12 protein-coding genes are annotated in these 21126 nt (G+C 43.3%); 11 read left to right on the top strand and 1 reads right to left on the bottom strand.

Annotated features, from left to right (window positions below; all coding sequences use genetic code 11):
• Positions 1 to 57 precede the first annotated feature (57 nt).
• The 4 genes from I6N90_RS00330 (at position 58) to I6N90_RS00345 (ending at position 11652) form a co-directional block, all read left to right on the top strand.
• A complete protein-coding gene (locus tag I6N90_RS00330) occupies positions 58 to 4335 on the top strand; it encodes a collagen-like protein (protein ID WP_232242448.1) in 4278 nt (1425 codons plus the stop codon).
• Between the two features lie 407 nt (positions 4336 to 4742).
• Positions 4743 to 5822, top strand: a complete 1080-nt coding sequence (locus I6N90_RS00335; protein ID WP_197933541.1) for an AI-2E family transporter — start codon at positions 4743 to 4745, stop codon at positions 5820 to 5822.
• Positions 5823 to 6207: 385 nt separating this feature from the next.
• Positions 6208 to 10737, top strand: coding sequence for a S8 family serine peptidase (locus I6N90_RS00340; RefSeq protein WP_197933542.1), 4530 nt, complete (start codon positions 6208 to 6210; stop codon positions 10735 to 10737).
• Positions 10738 to 10833: 96 nt separating this feature from the next.
• Complete coding sequence (locus tag I6N90_RS00345; protein ID WP_197933543.1) at positions 10834 to 11652, top strand: SPL family radical SAM protein; 819 nt, start codon at positions 10834 to 10836, stop codon at positions 11650 to 11652.
• Positions 11653 to 11757: 105 nt separating this feature from the next.
• Here the strand turns inward: I6N90_RS00345 and I6N90_RS00350 are convergent, their stop codons facing one another.
• Positions 11758 to 12870, bottom strand: coding sequence for a copper amine oxidase N-terminal domain-containing protein (locus I6N90_RS00350; protein WP_197933544.1), 1113 nt, complete (start codon positions 12868 to 12870; stop codon positions 11758 to 11760).
• A 197-nt stretch (positions 12871 to 13067) separates the two neighbouring features.
• Between I6N90_RS00350 and I6N90_RS00355 the strand changes: the two genes are divergently transcribed.
• The 7 genes from I6N90_RS00355 to I6N90_RS00385 all read left to right on the top strand — a co-directional run bounded on the left by I6N90_RS00355 (position 13068) and on the right by I6N90_RS00385 (position 21124).
• Positions 13068 to 13352: a DUF2277 domain-containing protein gene (locus tag I6N90_RS00355; RefSeq protein ID WP_197933545.1), complete on the top strand. Its 285-nt coding sequence runs from the start codon at positions 13068 to 13070 to the stop codon at positions 13350 to 13352.
• Between the two features lie 167 nt (positions 13353 to 13519).
• Positions 13520 to 14701, top strand: coding sequence for a glycerate kinase family protein (locus I6N90_RS00360; RefSeq protein ID WP_197933546.1), 1182 nt, complete (start codon positions 13520 to 13522; stop codon positions 14699 to 14701).
• Entirely contained in the window at positions 14698 to 16140 is a 1443-nt protein-coding gene (locus I6N90_RS00365) for an SLC13 family permease (RefSeq protein ID WP_197933547.1), read from the top strand. The genes I6N90_RS00360 and I6N90_RS00365 overlap by 4 nt, the downstream gene beginning before the upstream one ends.
• Positions 16141 to 16429: 289 nt before the next feature.
• A complete protein-coding gene (gene ahpC, locus I6N90_RS00370) occupies positions 16430 to 16993 on the top strand; it encodes an alkyl hydroperoxide reductase subunit C (protein WP_197933548.1) in 564 nt (187 codons plus the stop codon).
• 10 nt (positions 16994 to 17003) lie between these two features.
• Positions 17004 to 18533 carry an alkyl hydroperoxide reductase subunit F gene (gene ahpF, locus I6N90_RS00375; protein ID WP_197933549.1) on the top strand — a complete coding sequence of 510 codons (1530 nt, stop codon included), beginning with the start codon at positions 17004 to 17006 and terminating at the stop codon, positions 18531 to 18533.
• 273 nt (positions 18534 to 18806) lie between these two features.
• Complete coding sequence (locus tag I6N90_RS00380; protein ID WP_197933550.1) at positions 18807 to 20279, top strand: carboxypeptidase-like regulatory domain-containing protein; 1473 nt, start codon at positions 18807 to 18809, stop codon at positions 20277 to 20279.
• Between the two features lie 182 nt (positions 20280 to 20461).
• Complete coding sequence (locus tag I6N90_RS00385; protein ID WP_197933551.1) at positions 20462 to 21124, top strand: AlkZ-related protein; 663 nt, start codon at positions 20462 to 20464, stop codon at positions 21122 to 21124.
• The last annotated feature ends 2 nt before the right edge of the window (positions 21125 to 21126 follow it).

Below are 21126 nucleotides of genomic sequence, written 5' to 3' on the forward strand. Positions count from 1 at the left end.
AGAGGGTGACGAAACATGACGCAGGGAAACATACCAAATATCACCCCAATTATTACGATGTCAAGGGATGACGCTTTGAATCTTTTGTTAGCATCAATCGCCTTAGAAGAACTCGGACTAAGTCACATTATTAATGCCGAAGCAGAAAAGATCCAATATGTCATAGGGACTTTGCCTGGGTTAAGTATTCCGGCAACAATAAGCGATTTACTCGCTGTTAATTCAAGTGTACAAAGCACATTACAAGAAATAAGCAAGAATGAAATGTTTCTTCAATATAAACTAGAAAACATTTTAGCGGCTCCCACTTTATCAGGCATCACCGGTGTAACTGGTGCGACTGGAGCTACGGGTGCAACTGGACCTACTGGGCCTACTGGGCCGTTCAATCCTGGTATTTTATTCTCTGTTAACGGACCATCTGGATCACAACCGCTTGCATTGGGAAGTCAACTCTTATTCGAATCGAGCACTTTGGATATCGAAGTTCTTCCAGGTTCGGCAAAAGTGCGAATCGATCTTGGCGAGATTCCTAGCGGAACTACCGGGGCGACCGGAGCTACTGGGGCGACAGGCGATACTGGAATTACAGGGCCAACTGGGGCGACTGGAGATATCGGCGCCACTGGAAATGCGGGTGTAACAGGTGCTACTGGAGTGACAGGTACGACTGGAATCACTGGGGCGTCTGGAGATATCGGCACCACTGGAAATACGGGTGTAACAGGTGCTACTGGTGCTACTGGCGAAATTGGACCAACAGGAGCAACGGGATCAACTGGTGTTACTGGAGCTACTGGCCCTGGGAGTGGATCAACCGGTCCTACTGGAGCAACTGGCTCGACTGGGACAACAGGCGATACCGGAATAACTGGGGCGACTGGCGCTGGAGTTACTGGAGCTACTGGACCAACTGGCGATACTGGTACGACTGGAGCGACTGGCTCGACTGGAGTTACTGGAGCAACCGGAGCGACTGGGCCAACTGGCGAAACTGGGACAACTGGGGCTACTGGATTCACTGGAGCGACTGGTACGTCTGGAGTTACTGGAGTTACTGGAGCAACCGGCACGACTGGGGTGACTGGAGTCACTGGAGTCACTGGGACTACTGGTGCAGCTGGAACGACTGGAGTTACTGGAGTTACTGGAGTTACTGGAGTTACTGGAGTTACTGGAATCACTGGAATCACTGGAGCGACTGGGCCAACTGGCGATACCGGAATAACTGGGGCGACTGGACCAACTGGCGATACCGGATCTACTGGGGCGACTGGATTCACTGGAGCAACTGGAACGACTGGAGTTACTGGAATCACTGGAGCGACTGGGCCAACTGGCGATACTGGAGCGACTGGAGTTACTGGAGCAACCGGTACGACTGGAGCGACTGGGGTGACTGGCGCTGGAGTTACTGGAGTTACTGGAGCTACTGGACCAACAGGCGATACTGGTACGACTGGCTCGACTGGAGTTACTGGAGTTACTGGAGCAACCGGAGCGACTGGTCCAACTGGCGAAGCTGGGACAACTGGGGCGACTGGACCAACTGGCGATACCGGAACTACTGGGGCGACTGGAGTCACTGGAGCAACTGGTATTTCTGGAGTTACTGGAGTTACTGGAGCAACCGGAACTACTGGGGTGACTGGAGTCACTGGAGTCACTGGGATTACTGGTGCAGCTGGACTAACTGGCGATACCGGAACTACTGGGGCGACTGGATTCACTGGAGCAACTGGAACGACTGGAGTTACTGGAATCACTGGAGCGACTGGGCCAACTGGCGATACCGGAACTACTGGGGTGACTGGCGATACTGGAGCTGATGGAGCGACTGGCGATACTGGAGCTGATGGAGCGACTGGCGATACTGGAGCTGATGGAGCGACTGGTGTTACTGGTCCAACTGGCAATACTGGAGCAACCGGAACTACTGGGGCAACTGGCGATACTGGAGCGACTGGTGCTACTGGCGATACTGGAGCTGATGGAGCGATTGGTGTTACTGGTCCAACTGGCAATACTGGAGCAACAGGAACTACTGGGGCAACTGGCGATACTGGAGCGACTGGAGTTACTGGAGCAACCGGTACGACTGGAGCGACTGGAGTTACTGGAGCAATTGGAACGACTGGGGTGACTGGCGCTGGAGTTACAGGAGCATCTGGTGTTACTGGGGCTACTGGCTCGACTGGGCCAACAGGCGATACCGGAACTACTGGTGCTACTGGTCCAACTGGTGATACTGGAGCTGATGGAGCGATTGGTGTTACTGGTCCAACTGGCGATACTGGAACAACTGGAGCCACGGGTCCAAATGGCAATACTGGAGCAACCGGAACTACTGGGGTGACTGGAGCGACTGGAGCGACTGGAGCGACTGGAGCGACTGGAGTTACTGGAGCAACCGGAATGACCGGGACGACTGGGGCAACTGGAGATACTGGAGCTGATGGAGCGATTGGTGTTACTGGCCCAACTGGCGATACTGGAACAACTGGGGTGACTGGAGCGACTGGAGTTACTGGAGCAACCGGAATGACCGGGACGACTGGAGTTACTGGGGCAACAGGCGATACCGGAATAACTGGGGCGACTGGTCCAACTGGCAATACTGGAGCAACCGGAACTACTGGGACAACTGGAGCGACTGGAGTTACTGGCGCAACTGGAGTAACCGGAACGACTGGGGCTACTGGAGTTACTGGAGCAACCGGTACGACTGGAGTTACTGGAGCAACCGGAATGACCGGGGCGACTGGAGCGACTGGAGCGACTGGAGCGACTGGAGTTACTGGCGCAACTGGAGTAACCGGAACGACTGGGGCTACTGGAGTTACTGGAGCAACCGGTACGACTGGAGTTACTGGAGCAACCGGAATGACCGGGGCGACTGGAGCGACTGGAGTTACTGGCGCAACCGGAACGACTGGGGCTACTGGTCCAACTGGTGATACTGGCGCAACTGGAGTAACCGGAACTACTGGGGCAACTGGAGATACTGGAGCAACCGGAACTACTGGGGCGACTGGAGTTACTGGAGCAACCGGAATGACCGGGGCGACTGGAGTTACTGGAGCAACCGGAATGACCGGGGCGACTGGAGCGACTGGAGTTACTGGAGCAACCGGAACTACTGGGGCTACTGGTCCAACTGGTGATACTGGCGTAACTGGAGATACTGGAGCAACCGGAACTACTGGGGCGACTGGAGTTACTGGAGCAACCGGTACGACTGGAGCGACTGGAGTTACTGGAGTTACTGGAGCAACCGGAACTACTGGAGCAACCGGAACTACTGGGGCGACTGGAGTTACTGGAGCAACCGGTACGACTGGAGCGACTGGAGTTACTGGAGCAACCGGAATGACCGGGGCGACTGGAGTTACTGGAGCAACCGGAATGACCGGGGCGACTGGAGCGACTGGAGTTACTGGAGTTACTGGAGTTACTGGGGCAACCGGAACGACTGGAGTTACTGGAGCAACCGGAATGACCGGGGCGACTGGAGCGACTGGGGCTACTGGAGTTACTGGAGCGACTGGAGTTACTGGAGCAACCGGATCGACCGGGGCGACAGGAGCAACCGGATCGACCGGGGCGACTGGAGCAACCGGATCGACCGGGGCGACTGGAGCAACCGGATCGACCGGGGCGACTGGAGCGACTGGAGCGACTGGAGCGACTGGAGTTACTGGAACAACCGGAGCGACCGGAGCGACCGGGGCGACTGGAGCGACTGGAGTTACAGGAACAACCGGATCGACCGGGGCGACTGGAGCGACTGGAGTTACTGGAGCAACCGGATCGACCGGAACGACTGGAGCAACTGGAGCGACTGGAGTTACAGGAGCAACTGGAGCGACTGGAGCAACCGGAACAACTGGAGCAACTGGAGCAACCGGAGCGACCGGGGCGACTGGGGCTTCTGGAGCAACGGGGACTTTTCAACAATTTCAGTCAGCAGAAAATACTCCAAATACTACGGGGAGTTCCGCAATCGCCATAGGTGCTGTCTCGACTTCACTAAAAACGATCACCATAACAGGAGTCCCGAATGGCACCCGGGTTTGGTTAACAGGGATTGTTGGTTGGGAATCTACTGCAGGAACTACCATACTTCAATTACAAATTCTTCGAGGGGCAGCTGTTATTTTTAGTATTGATCAACATTCGGCCGGGAATAACACATTTGGAGCCACTAGTGTTAATCATGTGGATTTATCCCCAGGAATTGGGAGTGTGACGTATTCATTAAACGCGCTGACTACTACCGGTACGGCGACTGCTATCGGGGCCATCACTTTTACAGGAGCATTAATACAGTCTTAGTTTTATAGAGAGTGATCCTCTTAATGTATTCCTGTCATATGAACAGATAAAAATTTCGTAAAATAGGAACAATCGAAACTATATTCATGTTATCCTCGTATTGGTTAGAGATTATGATTATGAAAAGCCCTTTGCATAACGAAAACACTTTCGTGTGTCTGAAAGCTGTTTAAGTGCAAAGCGCTTTTCTTTTTTATAAAGAAACGCAATGAATAATCAACATAAGGAGATAATAGGGAAAATAAATGAATAGGGTCATAGATAGACGAAACCTATTCGAGGAGATGATCATCCGGCTTATGCCTTAAAAAGTTTTTTCATTTGTGAGTTTCAAAATTGGGGAATTAGGAATCCTAATAATTGGTTAATTCAACTAGTACAAAAGATACATATTAAGGAGGAATACAGTGGTTAGACTTAATCAGTTTATAAAAATATGTTTCGCCGTACTTCTGGTATTGGCAATTATATATGTGGGATCATTGGTTGACTTTGTATTCAAACCAATCTTTTCACTGATTACAATCGTTACTGTACCATTAATGTTATCCGTATTTTTTTACTATCTATTGCTTCCGCTCGTGAACTGGATGGAAAAGAAAAAGATACACCGCACATTGTCCGTTCTTCTGATTTATGTAGTTATAGCGGTAATATTAGCTGGCTTATTTCTAGGCGTATGGCCTTCATTGCGTACGCAATTGCTAAATTTGCTGAACAACGCACCAAGTTTGTTTAACGCTCTGAATGAACAATTACATGAGCTTGAACAAAGTGGTTTCTTATCGGAATATCTACCGAAAGATGTAAATCCACTATCTGAGCTAACTAATTATTTGAACAAAGGGTTTACGTTTTTGACGAACTATGTGACAAGTTTGTTTGGCGTTATTTCTAACGTTGCGGTCGTGTTAGTTATATTCCCAGTAATCCTGTTCTATATGCTAAAGGAGAATGGAGGATTCGGGCGGAAAATGATCAGCCTGGCTCCAAAAAGATTTCACGATGAAGCATCCAAAGTAGTACAAGATATTGATCAATCGCTTAGCAGCTTTATAATAGGCAGAGTGCTCATTAATTTAGCGCTAGGGGTACTTATGTATCTGGGTTTTCTTATTATAGGTTTGCCATACGCACTACTGTTAACAGTGGTAGCGGTCATTTTGAATTTCATTCCGTTTATTGGGGCCATTTTGTCATCCGTTCCAATTGTCATTATCGGATTTATTGAGTCCCCATCCATTGCTATTTGGTCATTGATTATTATTCTTGCATCGCAACAAATACAAGATAATCTCATTGCACCTTATATTTTTGGCAAGCAACTAGCTATTCATCCGGTAACGACAATTATCCTTGTGTTGGTTGGGGGAGACTTGGCAGGAATTTTAGGCATTTTGCTCATCATTCCAATCTACATTATGATAAAAATTGTTGTTGTTAAGATTTATGAATTGTTCTTTAAGAAGAAGTGGGAAGAAGCGTAGAGACAAATTTATGTACGAGTATGGTGATATAGAGATTAACTAAATGCTAAAAGTTTAACAAAAAACAGAGGGCTGTCCCAAAGGTCATTATGATCTTTGGGACAGTCTTCTTTTAATTGGTCTTTATGTTCAGAAATAATCTATCATTATCAGACACTTATAATGGAAATTGATGTATATTAACGATCATGTATTTAAACCTAGTATAAATGGGTTATTTAAACTTGGCTCAATTTCGTTTTTTATATTGGCAAATTTCCTAAAAATAGTATATTAGGAAAAGGGGCTACATTTTACTAGGAGAGAAGGTGTCTATTAAACCTTGCAGATTGGTTAGCGAGAAACGCACGAAGTGCGAATAAAAGGATAAGGGAGAGTGTTAGTAGTGAAAAAACGGTTGTTATGTTTAATTGTCCTAATAAGTTTATTTTTTACATCGATTGTGCCAACGTCGCTCGCAGAAAATCAAGAGACTAGTAGAGATAATGTAGGTGCAGCAGTACCAAACACTGTGCCACAACTCTATTTAAAAACAGGACCAATAGATCCGATAGAAGTACAGAAGAAGGACATGAAAGAAGCTTTGCCGTCAGGAGAAAACTTTAACAACAAACTATATATCGTTCAATTCACAGGTCCAGTTGATGAGTCTTCCAAACAAGCTCTAACCTCAGAGGGAGTACATATAGACGGTTATGTGCCTGACTTTGCATTTCTGGTCAGTATGAATAGTAAGCAAGCAGATCGTGTAGCTAACCTCAAAAAAGTGAATAGTGTTATTGCCTATCGATCGGAATGGAAGATTTCACCTGAGATATCGAATGAGGCACAGATTGATGCCCGTATAACAGTGCTTAAGGGTAAGCAATCTGTTGTTAGCGGACGACTTGGCATTTCCAAACTTCATGTAAAGCAGTCGCATGAACCATATATCTTTACGAAAATTCCGAAATCGGATATTAACAAAATTAGTTTAGACGAAAACATAATCTTTATAGAAGAAGTCAAACCAATCACAACTTATAATACGAAAGCTGGCGAAATTGTAAAAGCTAGTACACCTGGTGGAGCATGGACAAATGGATTAACTGGGCACGGGCAAATTATCGGAGTAATGGATTCGGGACTAGATACAGGAACAATCAGTACATTGCATCCCGATTTGCGCGACCGACTGCAGGTGACCCCGATTGCTTACGCACGGCCAGAATGGTCGGATCTTAGCGGTCATGGCACTCACGTAGCTGGTTCAATTGTCGGAACAGGCGTTCAGTCAAACGGAGCACACAAAGGTGTTGCGCCAGCTGCTAAGCTTGTTTTCCAATCAGTAGGTATCGATAGCGGATCTGGACTGCAAATTCCATTTCCTTTCACAGATGCTCTTGCTGAATCTGTCTCACACGGTGCCACGATCCATACGAATTCATGGGGAAGTGGAAGTAGCTACAGTCAACTTTCCCAAGAAACAGATCAATATACGTTCGCGAACAAATCGTTTTCTGTACTATTTGCAGCTGGCAACGGCGGACCCAGTGCAAAATCTGTTGGTGATCCTGGTGTTGCAAAAAATGTAATCACCGTAGGTGCTACACAAAATAATCGTCCCGATGTCGTTGGCCCATGGCCAGCAAACAATCCATTGTTAGTCGCTGACTTTTCAGCTCGAGGACAAACGGAGGATGACAGAGTTAAGCCAGATGTCGTTGCGCCGGGAACGTTAGTGCTGTCAACCAGATCTTCACTTGCTCCGCAAGGCAAGTATAAGCCTGAACTCGATGCTTATTATGCCTATAGCAGCGGCACATCCATGGCTACACCGATCGTAACTGGATCAACGGCGCTTGTTCGTCAATACTATACCACCACGAAGCAGATCGTTCCATCATCGGCTTTGCTTAAAGCTACTCTCATCAATGGTGCTGAGGACATTGGCTACGGATGGATGAGCCGTGAAACAGGATGGGGCAGAATAGATTTACAGAATACGCTGTTCCCAACGGGCGGCAGAAAAAACTTGTTCTTCGATGATTCGCAGAAGACTGTCGGCACAGGTCAACAATCCAATTATCAATTTCACGCGAAGAGCGGCCAAATTCTGAAATTCACACTTGTTTGGACGGATTCTCCAAGTGCATTATATGTCGGAAGAAACTTGGTCAACGATCTAGATCTTCAAGTCGTTGCACCGGATGGGTCCGCATACAAAGGAAATTGCTTTGCAAGCAATACCGCAAGTACTTCATGTACTGCATTTGATCGATTGAACAATGTTGAAAACGTATATTTCCAAGCACCAGTAGAAGGAACTTACAGTGTCCGTATAGCTGGATACAATGTCCCTTATGGACCGCAGCCATATTCTTTGGTCGTATCCGGGAATGACGTAACGGTTGGAAGTTCTGCACCAACAGTTAATTTGAGCAAATTTAATGGGATCGATAACTTCTATTTGCAGGGTGGACCGGGAGCAATAAGTTTGCCCAATGCAAACGTTAAAGCATACCCGTGGAGCGATCTGAATGGGAACGGAAATGTGGAACTAATCGAACTCGGTGCAGCTTACAATTTGGGAATAAGCCTACCAAACGGGTCAATTGATGGAACTGGACTTACGAGTCTTGGAGTAGGCACGCATCAATTTGTCATCACAGCTTCCAACGAACATGGTGAGTCTGCGAAATCGACTCCGTTTACGTTGATATTAACAAAAGGGTTTATTCCGAAAGTTCCGAACGTGCCAACAAAGCCGGAATCTAGTATTCAGAGCAATACAGTATCGCTTAAGTGGGATCCTGTTCATGAAGCAGCTAGTTATGAAGTTAAAGTTTCGGAAACAAGCGAAGGTCCTTACGCGACATTGGCGAGCGGAATTACAACAAATCAATTTTCATATGCACTTCCGCCAAATCCCAAAAAGTCATATTACTATGTTATTAGGGCAGTCTCCAATGGTGGGATTAGTGCCAACTCTCCGGAAACAGCCTTGAGGGTTCCTTCGAACTTCTGGCTGAAAGCATCTCCGGGAAATGGTAGTATCGAATTAAATTGGACAAGAGCAGTACCCATTTTATCAAATTATATTAACTACTATATCTATCGTAAAGTTAATGGTGTAACGACGCTTATTGCAACTAGAATTACGGATGCTTTTATAGATACCCAAGTTACCAACGGAACAGAATATCAGTATCAGCTTGTAGCTAAAGATTATAGATCTCCAAATGAGCTCAGCACACCTTCTAATTGGGTGACCGTGACACCAAGTTCGAGTTCTCCAGAGGATTTTGCAGTCACTTTCAAACCAACCGACAGTCAGGTGGAACTATACTGGACAGCTTCGGCAGGAGCAGGCAAATATGCGATCATTCGCAATGGTCAGTCTATACATTCTAATATAACAGGAACTTCATTTACCGATACCAATCTCGTGAATGGTACTATATATACGTATGAAGTGGTCGCTTACAACACAACTACCAACGCTAATCGAAGATCAGATGCCGTTTCCGTTACACCTCATTTATCAGAGCCGCAATCCTTTATTCTGACGGTCACACCAGAGCAAGGACAATTACGTTTGAATTGGTCTACTTCCATACTTGCTTCTAACTATGATATTCAGCGGTCCCTTACGTATAATGGCACTTTCTCTACTATCGCTACAGCAGTTACAGGTACAACCTATGCGGACACGACAGGTACGAGCGGAGGAAGGTATTATTATCGTATCATTGCCAGAAATGCTTCTGGAAGTGCAGTGTCAAATTTGGACAATGCAGTGTTTGGCGGCACTGCAACAACGATACCAGCAGCACCAACTGCCGTAGTCGCTTTACCAGGTAACGCTAGTGTCCAGTTATCGTGGTCGGCTGCTGCAGGGGCATCAACTTATACGGTTAAACGTGGGACAGCAACCAGTGGCCCATTTGCTCCAGTGGCAGTTAATCTAACGACGACCTCATTCAATGACGTAAGTTTAACAAATGGTACGACGTATTACTATGTCATTACGGCTAGCAATGGAGCAGGAGAGAGTCCGAATTCGACAGTATTTCAAGCGACGCCGATAGCTGTGCCCTTAGCTCCAACAAGTGTAGTCGCAACACCGGGAGACGGCAGCATACAGATTTCTTGGGATGCTGTTATTGGTGCAACTAGTTATACTGTAAAAAGAGGCTTAACAGCAGGTGGTCCATTCACAACCGTTGCCAGCAATTTGGTTGCCACTAACTATCTGAATACTGGTTTAACAAACGCTACAACATACTATTATGTTATTAACGCAAGCAACGGCTCCGGGGAAAGTCCGAATTCCGCGGTCGTACTAGCAACGCCGGTCACATCCATACCGATACCACCAGCACCGACTGGCGTAATCGCAACATCGGGAGATACTAGCATACAATTGTCATGGGCAGCTGCATCTGGTGCGGACAGTTATACGGTTAAGCGTGGACTAGCAATAGGCGGCCCGTTCACAGCAGTTTCCAGCAATATAACGACAACGTCCTATAACAATACAGGATTAACAAACGGCACAACCTATTATTATGTCGTGACATCGAACAATGTAGCTGGAGAGAGTACTAATTCCACAGTCGTACATGCCATACCAGTTGCATCTCCTGCAACAGGTATACCTGGAACCCCAACGCTTAGTCATACGAATCAAACCAACGCTAAAAATTACACAATAAAATGGAATATCTGGTGGGGGAACAACGGATCATCGTGGAAGCTCTACGAAAATAATGCTGTTATTTACACTGCGGCTCTTACGGACAATTCACCCCAAGCACAGACGGCAAGCTACGCTTTTACGAATAAAGCAACAGGAACTTACACATACAAAGTTGAAGTAACGAATAGATTTGGGACGACAAGCAGCAGTAATGTGACAGTCACTGTTAACTAAACAGAGAGTTCTAAAGCAAGTGGAGGGAGCCATCCAATAACCTTTAAATAGGGGCATGGGTGGCTCCATTTTCACACTCGACAATGGAGGTTTACGATGGAAGAGATCTTTAGCAATAAGCAGCCTAAACAACTTCTTAATAAAGCATCAGGGTACCTAACTGGCTATAGTCATACTTTGAATCCGTATGCTGGTTGTTCTTTCGCATGTTCTTATTGTTATGTCAGGCAAATGCCTATTTCATTGTTTCGTAAAGAAGAATGGGGAACTTGGGTAGATATTAAGGAGGGAGCTGCAGGTCTACTCCGTAAAGAGCTTATTAAAGCTAAAAATAAAGGAGCTGTTTCAATATTTATGTCTTCCAGTACCGACCCTTACCAACCGATTGAGTTTAAGAAGAGAGTTACACGATCATTATTAGAAGTAATGGTAGAAAACAAACCAGATTTTTTGTTACTACAAACGAGAAGCCCTCTAGTAACAAGAGATATCGATTTATTAGTTTCTTTCAAAAACAGAATCCGCGTCAGTATGACGATCGAAACTGATCTTGAACATATACGTAAACGATTTACGCCAAAAGCACCTTCTGTAAATGCTAGGTTAAATGCGCTGAAACAAATCATCGAGGCTGGTATTCCAGCACAAGTTGCCATAGCACCAGTACTGCCTAGTAGCGATGACTTCCCACATAAGTTGGCAAGCATTGTACAACGTGTGTGCCTTGATGATTACTTTATGGGCGATGGAAGTGGTGGAAAGCGGACTAAGCGTTTAGGGATTTCCTCCATATATAACGAGATCGGGATGGAGCAATGGTATCATTCCGACGCTTATCTTAACGTATATGAGGGACTTAAAAAACATTTTGCAGATGATCAACTATTTATTAGTCAAGCAGGCTTTTTACCTTAAGAGCTTCTCTTTTACGAACAAGATCGCCGAAAAATACATAAAAAAGCCGACAGTAATTAATAACTGTCAGCTTTTTCTTATGAGTTTGAGTGGAACAGTTGAAAATTAATTAACCGGACTTAACTTCACTTTAATATCGTCATAGTATACTGTCGTCAGCCCTTCGAATCCTGAATCCGTACCGATAATTAGATATACATCACCATTCTTGTCAGTTGTTACTTTAGTTTCATACGTAAAGAGCTTAGCTTGATATCCTTCTTTATCAGCATTTAGTTTTCCGATATTCCCAATATTCTTCATATCTTTACCACTTTGACTCTGACTTCCTGTATCTATATTCATTCTATAATAATCTTCTACGATTTTAAGCCCCGGCTTTACATTTACTACCCCAGCCTTTACATAGACAGCTTCTGCAGGAGCGCCTCCAATACCGATCAGACCACTTGAAACATTAGAATAAAGATTAAAGGACATGTTAGCAGTATAAGTAGTATTAGGTTGTAGACCTGTTACTTTCTTATTCAAAAACATAAATAAATCATCGCTTCGGTTCATTCCCTTAATGTAATAACCAAAGTTAGTTGTATTACCAGGTGTCGGTATAAGAGATCTCTTATTTTCAAGCTCGTATATTGATTTGTCACCTATAGTTGGTAGATCAGCATAGTCCGCAGCCCAATCTTCATTACTCTTCTCAAATGAATAATGCAACTCAATGTCCTTAATATTCTCTGAGTTTGGAAGTGAAACTTTGATCGTTTTGGTGCTAGCTTGCCAGTCTATCTTACTATTCAGTACATCGGAAACGGCACGAATAGGAACAAAGATGTTTCCGTTTACAGAGGTAACATTTACGGGCATTTTGACAATTGTTTTGTTATCAATCCACATTCGATCATCGTTTACTCTTAACGTATACATCTTATTACTTGAAGAGAAAGAAACCTCATTTTTACTTTTATCCCACGAAACCGTCATCTTTAAGCCTTCAGCAAATGATCGAATTGGCACCATGGTATAACCGTTAGATATATATGGAGCTTCAAGTAATTGTTGTGCTCCCCTGTAATCAATGACTGTTTTCTTTCCAACTTGATAGGTGATAGAAGTAGTACTCTTTGCTTGAGCAGTTTCTGCTGAGGCTGATAACAGTAATGATGCAGTAATGCATGATAAAGTAGTATATATTATTGCTTTGGACAAACTTTTCATATTATTATCCTCTTTTCTAAACTATCATACTTATTAACCATTACTTGATAACAAACGAGTTGTTGTTTTGTAAAGTTGCATGAATGAATAATGTATTTTTGAATTTTCAAAAAATGAAATGAATAGGAACAATTCTATAGAAGCAAGTTTAAAAGTCAGAGTATAATACAAATAAATGTTCTGAGGAGGAATTATGTATGTGCCGAAATATAAAAACGTTATTTAACTTTGAACCTGCTGTTACGGATGATGAGATAGAAGCTGCTGCGCTGCAATATGTGAGGAAAATATCTGGATTCGTTCAACCATCCAAAGCAAATGAAGAGGCGTTTCACCGAGCTGTACTTGAAATTACAGAGGTGTCGCGTCGCCTTATGGATTCGCTAGTTACTAATTCAGAGCCTCGTAATCGCGAGGTCGAAATTGAACGCGCGCGCGAACGTAATGCTAAACGTTTCGGTGTGAAAGCTACTGAGGAATAATTTCGGCGTGTAGATAAACCAACAAATGAAGTGAATTTCTAATGCTCCTCTCACCATATTCTAATCTTCCTCTCACAGATTTCTCGGAATCGCTCGATAGAATGAACTCATGTCAACGGGAAAGTATTCCAATTATGAATCGTTGAAAGTTGAGAGGAGCATGTGAGATGAGAATAGTAATTATCCCTTCGGGATTTAAAGAAAGTTTAAATGCAGAGCGCGCGGCACATTGTATTGAGGCAGGTATTAAAAGAGTGCTGCCAGAAGCATCCATTAAGTCACTCCCGATGGTCGATGGGGGAGAAGGATTCGCAGAAACACTCGTCCGTGTTACAAATGGGGAGCGCGTTCACCTTACAGTCACCGGGCCAGTCGGCGATCCGATTGATGCAACATTCGGCTTTCTCGGTGGAACAGGACCTCGAACTGCCGTACTAGAGATGGCGGCAGCCGCAGGACTTAAACATGTGCCGCGCGACATGCGCAATCCTTCTTTAACAACTACTTATGGTGTAGGTGAGATGATTGCTGCAGCATTAGATCTCGGAGCAGAGCGAATTCTACTCGGCTGCGGAGACTCGGGTACATCGGATGGTGGAGTTGGGATGGCGCAAGCACTCGGTGCAAGGCTACTAAATGTCCAAGGTGACGAGATTAGTAAACGAGGTGCAATCGGGCTTCTTGAGTTGAACCAAATCGATCTAACCCATCTAGATGCTAGACTAAAGCGTGTACGGATTGACGTTGCTTGCAATTGGCATAATCGACTATGTGGTCCAAAGGGTGTCGCCCGCGTTTTTGGCCCGCAAAAAGGTGCATCTCCTGAACAAGTAAACGAGTTAGAAGTAGCTTTAGAGCGTTATGCAAACGTCATTGAACGAGATACAGGATTTGATGTGCGACAAGCTCCTGGCTGCGGTGCTTCTGGTGGACTAGGTGCAGGCTTAAAAGCATTACTCGGAGCAAAGCTTCATTCTCGTTACGATATCATTTCGCAATATATGAAAATTGATGAGATGTTGCAACAGTGTGATCTTGTATTTACGGCAGAAGGAAGTATTGATTATCAAACTCCGCACGGTAAGATCCCTTCTGAGGTAGCTTCAAAAGCGAAGCGACGAGGCATTCCAGTCTTTGCTTTCGCAGGTACTATTGGCAAGGATGCACGCGTGAATTATGAGTGTGGTATAGATGCGTATACAAGTATCTTACAAGCGCCATCTACATTAGAAGAAGCAATTCTTTTGGCAGAGGAATTGTTAACGGATAGCTCAGAAAGCGCTATGAGGACCATCCTATTAGGTTACAGATTAGGAGCAAACTCTATAAATGAGGGACATGCATCATGACGCAGATCGTCTCATTCATTCGAAGTGGAGTTCATACGTATCGTCTTTCGTTCATACTTCTTATTATACTCTCAGTAGCCATCCAGTTGCCGACTTCGCTGTCTACGGATGGAAAAATCACACTTTTTGCACTAGGAATGGCTACTATTCTATGGACAACAACAAGCATCAATTCTGCTTATATTGCGATAGGTATGGTTTCTATCATTATTTTGTTAGGCGGGGGGAAGCAAGAGCTATTATTTCATTCTTTATCCTCTGATATCGTTTGGTTAATGATTGGTACGTTCATTCTTGGTGGGGCGCTGCAAGTGACAGGACTTGCAGGTAGATTGACGCTCACATTGCTTAATAGAGCAAAGACAGTAGGGGGCTTATTCTGGTTGCTCGCAACCGCACTTCAACCACTTGCCCTTTTTATACCATCAACCTCAGGTCGTGCTTCAGTTACACTTCCGGTGTTTCGGAGTTTGGCCGGATATTTGAATGATGCCAAAATTACAAAAGCACTGGCACTTCTAATGCCGACGATTATTCTTGTATCAACTGTGTCTACATTGATCGGTGCTGGTTCACATCTAATTGCAGTGGATTTGCTTACGAAGGTGTCTGGGGAAGGAATATCGTTTATACAATGGATTTTGTGGGGATTGCCGTTCGGGATTGTCTCTAGTTATTGCTCATGTTGGGTGTTGCTCAGACTGTTTTTGACCAAAGAACAGCGCCAAAGTTCCATTAATACAAATACTCTAATAACCGCTATTAAAAATAATAGTCACTCTAACTCTGAAAACTCATTTTCCACTCACGAGAAAAGAACGCTTGGAATCGTCTTACTCATGATTATTGGTTGGTTGACTGAATCTATCCACGGACTAGAAATTGCTATGGTTACGATAATAGGTGTTTTGATTCTGACAATGCCAAAGTTTGGTGTCATCAGTTGGAAGGATGGACTGAAGCACGTCTCGTGGAATTTGATCATTTTCGTAGGTGCAGCACTTGCTTTAGGTCAGTCTCTAATTGATTCCGGCGCTTCGGATTGGATTAAAGATTCTCTATTTGCGGCAACTCAGTCATTGGATGGGCAATCGACATTTGCAGTACTCGTTGTTGTCATATTACTATCGCTTACCTCACATATTTACATGACTTCACATACGACACGCGCAATAGTTATGGTACCGCCGCTGTTATTTCTAGCATCAGCACTTGAACTTAATCCAGTTGCTGTTATATTTATCGGCACGATTGGTATGGATTATTGTTTAACGTTTCCTGTAAGTTCAAAAGCTCTGCTTTTATTCCAAGAAACGGAAACCGAAACGTTTGCACCACGAGATTTACTTCGTCTAAGTGCAGTACTCATCGTTGTTCATGCATTGTTAATGGTTGGTTTTTATTATGGATATTGGCAATGGACAGGACTTAAGCTGTAAGCAAAATGATATTTAATGATAGTAAGAGAACCTGCGTCGGCACTAGCCGCCACAGGTTTTTCTTTTTAAAAGATAGATTGTTTTTATTGAATATTTTGATTAAAAGTGAAGCATACTGTATGTTACGATTCATTTCGTAATGACTATTTAATTATAATAATTATAATTCACTTGACAATGAGTCTCATTTAGTTAATTATAATGATTATAAAGTATGTTCAAAACTTGTTGTCAGCAACTGTTGAATATGCTCGAAAAACCAAAATAAACATGCAGAGGAGCAATAATCATGTCACTTATAGGAACAGAAGTACTACCATTTCAAGCATCAGCATTTCACAACGGAAAATTCATCGAGGTTTCAGAACAAGATCTTAAAGGAAAATGGAGCGTAATTTGCTTCTACCCAGCTGACTTTACATTCGTTTGCCCAACTGAGCTTGAAGATCTACAAAACCAATACGAGACTCTTAAACAACTTGGTGTTGAAGTGTATTCCGTATCAACAGATACTCACTTTACACATAAAGCATGGCACGAGCATTCTGCTGCAATCGGTAAAGTTACGTACATCATGATCGGTGATCCATCACATGTCATTTCCCGTAACTTCGACGTACTAATCGAAGCTGATGGTCTTGCAGATCGTGGTACTTTCATCGTTGATCCAGATGGCATTATCCAAACAGTTGAAATTACTGCTGGTGGTATCGGCCGTGATGCAAGTGCTCTAGTTAACAAAATTAAAGCAGCTCAACACGTTCGCAATCATCCAGGTGAAGTTTGCCCAGCAAAATGGTCTGAAGGCGGTCAAACGCTTAAACCAAGCCTTGATCTTGTAGGCAAAATTTAAGGTACTGATTATGACATTAGACCAAGAAATAAAAAACCAACTAGAGCAATACTTGCAACTACTAGAAGGCAATATCGTGCTGAAAGTAAGTGTCGATTCCGATGATGCATCTAAAGAGATGCTTGCTCTAGTTGAAGAAATTGCAACCATGTCAACACAGATCACTGTGGAACATACTCAATTGCCAAGAACACCAAGCTTTAGTGTAAATCGTGTAGGTGAAGACACTGGCGTAACGTTCGCTGGAACTCCACTTGGTCATGAGTTTACATCTTTAGTACTTGCTCTACTTCAAGTAAGCGGAAGACCTCCAAAGGTTGACCAAAATGTCATTGATCAAATCAAAGGCATTCGCGGCGAATACAAGTTTGAATCTTATATCAGCTTGAGCTGTCATAATTGTCCTGATGTTGTACAAGCTTTGAACTTGATGAGCATCTACAATGCTGGCATTACTCATACAATGGTTGACGGTTCCGTATTCAAAGAAGAAGTAGAAAGCAAAAACATCTTATCTGTACCAAGCGTCTACCTTAATGGCGAATTTTTCGAGAGCGGTCGTATGACAGTAGAAGAAATTATCGCTAAAATAGGTGTTGCTCCTGATGCATCCGAATTCGATAACAGAGATCCTTATGATGTTCTAGTTGTCGGCGGTGGTCCAGCAGGTGCAAGTGCAGCAATCTATGCAGCACGCAAGGGTATTCGTACAGGTATCGTTGCTGATCGTTTCGGCGGTCAAGTAAATGACACAATGAGCATTGAGAATTTTATCAGTGTTAAATATATTGAAGGTCCTCAGCTTGTTGCTAATCTTGAACAACAAGTAAAAGAATATGGTATTGATGTGATGAAATTGCAACGTGCCAAACGTCTTGAGAAAAAGGATCTTATCGAAATCGAACTTGAAAACGGAGCTGTTCTTAAGAGCAAAACGGTCATCTTATCAACTGGCGCTCGTTGGCGGAACATGGGTGTACCTGGTGAAGCCGAGTTCAAAAACAAAGGTGTAGCCTATTGCCCGCATTGTGACGGTCCTTTATTCATTGGTAAAGATGTAGCAGTTGTAGGCGGCGGTAATTCAGGTATTGAAGCTGCTATTGACCTTGCAGGTATTGTGAAACATGTAACAGTACTTGAGTTTGCATCTGAACTTAAAGCTGATGCTGTATTGCAAGATCGTCTCTATAGCTTGCCGAATGTAACTGTCCTTAAAAACGTTCAAACAAAAGAAATTACTGGTACTGACAAAGTAAACGGCATTTCTTATATTGATCGTGAGACAGAAGAGGTTAAGCATATTGAATTGCAAGGTGTATTTGTACAAATTGGTCTTGTACCAAATACAGACTGGTTAGCTGACACGCTAGAGCGTACCCGCTTCGGTGAAATCGTTGTTAACAGTCACGGCGCTACAGACATTCCTGGCGTATTTGCAGCAGGCGACTGCACAAATAGTGCTTATAAACAGATCATCATTTCGATGGGATCTGGAGCTACTGCAGCATTAGGAGCATTTGACTACTTGATTCGTAATTAATTGATACAATAATGAATAGCTTCAGCTTTACTTCCCAAAGCAGGCAAGCAAAAAACAGCCTTCACTTTTTAATAAGTGGGGGCTGTTTCTTTAGATTTTCATCATAACGCGAGAATTGAGCTTCAATTTATTTAACAGAAATATATATTTTTAGAAACACGTTACATTTTGATTGAAAATGTTTTATTATAAAACAACACACCTTAGAAATGACCCTACTTAACCTAGGGGGAATTGCGGGATTTCCTAAAACCATTTGAGAGGGGATTCAGTATGATGAGGTTTAGAAAGGCGTTTGTAGTAATGCTTAGTATGATGCTTTTGTTTAGTTTTGTAATGGTTACGAATGCAAGTGAAGGAATTGGGGTTGGAGTTAATAAACCAATTAAAGCACAGGAGGAGAAACCGCTCATAACTAAAAGTGTACATTATAGTAATCAACTCTCACGTTTAGACAATGATGATCGTCTTACTACCTCTGTACAAGCAGTAACTGAGCAAATTAATCTCAACTCACCCGCAACTGTCACATTAAAAAAGGATTCCAATATCGTGCTGAAATCCGTTCAAGCAACAACCTCAACAGTAACTTCAGCTACATACTCCGGTACAATTACACAGACAGGTACTTCACAATTTTTACACCCTATATATTTACAACCAGGTCAATTATTACAGGCTCGTTTGACTGGGCCAGCTTCGGCACAACTTGATTATGACTTATACTTATATGAATTTAATATGAGTACAGGCGCTCTAAATCCAACTGAATTAGACTATTCCATCTATGGGACTTATATTAACAATTATCCGCAAGGTGCTGCAACACTATCTGAAAATGTAGGCACACGTAATGCGATTACAACCCCAAAAGCTTATGCACTCAGGGTTTATGCTAAAACAGGATCAAGTAGTACTCTTCCTTATTACTTGACCGTCGATGTTACATCCAGTTACGATGCATATGAACCGGATGAGAATGCTTTTAAAGCTTATACATTTGCCTTTGCAACTGGCGGTTCTACTCTTAATTCGCGTACCATTCACTCAAGCATTGACAATGATTGGTACAAAATCACTGTCCCTGCTACCCGCAACTATGATGCATTAAATATTAAACTTGATAGTACGTCGGTAGGCTATGGTTATAAAGCTGAAGTTTATGGCGTTGATACTGGAAACAAATTAGTTCTCCTTCCGCATACAAACAACAATGTTGCCTTAGGCACAGGAATCTATTATGTCAAAGTATCTACAACAAATCAGTTTTCAACGAGTCACTTGTATTCACTAACCATTCAACCTGTATTGCGCGCTGGTAGTATTTCGATTACTGGCTATAACTCATCTGCTAATGGACCGAATGACTACCCAAATTATAATCACGCAGGTGTCCATTATCGTGTTGATCAAAACAGTAGTTTTACGGTTAAGGGTATCGTTAAAACGACTGACAATTTACCAGTTGCTAATGCACTTGTAAGTATGACTTGGACCAATCCGAACTGGGTTGCAAGTACCGGATATCGGACTCGAACAGGAACGGCTTATACGGATCAGAACGGAAATTATAGCATTACTGTAACATTACCGCCTTCAACTGGAAGCATTTCACAATCGTTGCCAATCTATTTTACCCACTATTTTGATTACACATCTGTTTTGGTTCAAGTAGCTGGAACTCCAGTTACAGCTTCGGATAATGTGTATCACTTTGCTTACAGCGTCTATAACGGTGGATCATAAGACGAAGTGAGTTAGTTGAGTTACAATTATAAGCATTAAATAGGAAGCACCTCAAACATTGCATTTGTTTGAGGTGTTATTTAATGATAGCTGTAATACAATAACGCATTCCAATACTAGATTATTTTTGATAAAATGGTTTGATATATCGATATTCCAATGAGCTAAAGGAGCTGTTGACAATGGAAGTTTCAACTTACAGTGAATTTGTACAATTGGTTGAGAAATATAAGATTTTACCTTTCTCGGGTTTTGTTCCTGAATACCCATCACTATCTACTGCGGCAGTAAATGATCAATGGCATACTGACACCGATGCCGACCCCTGGCAGTGGCGAGTTAAGATTGTTAAAGATGGGGTTGCTGCTTATGGTAAGTTTTTTGGAGACAAACCATGCTTTATTCATAAAGATTTATTTCCTATTGTGAAAACTGTACTATCACTCAACAAAACGGTCGAAGATAGATTTAATGATGGTGAGCTTTCAAGAACAGCCCTTCAAATCTTTACAATTATAATAGAGCAAGGAAACATAGATTCACGGGAATTACGGAAGAAGTCAGGCTTGAATGCAAAAGAAGATAAAAAAGAGTACGAAAAAGCACTAGTTGATCTTCAGAATTATGGTTATGTAGTTATCACTGGAGCAGCAAAACAAGGTGAAGATGATTCGGGTTGGAGCAGTATGTGTTATGAACCTGCGGACATTTGGTTTACCTCGGTAAATGGGAGCAAGGAACATGTCTCTATTGAGGACGCGAAAAGACTAATCTTAGTAGAGTTATCTCAAACCTGCACTGATAAATCCTTGAAGTATTTTACTAAAAAGTTGAAACTAAACTAAAA

The organism is Paenibacillus sp. GSMTC-2017 (genome assembly GCF_016019935.1).
Taxonomy (GTDB): domain Bacteria; phylum Bacillota; class Bacilli; order Paenibacillales; family Paenibacillaceae; genus Pristimantibacillus.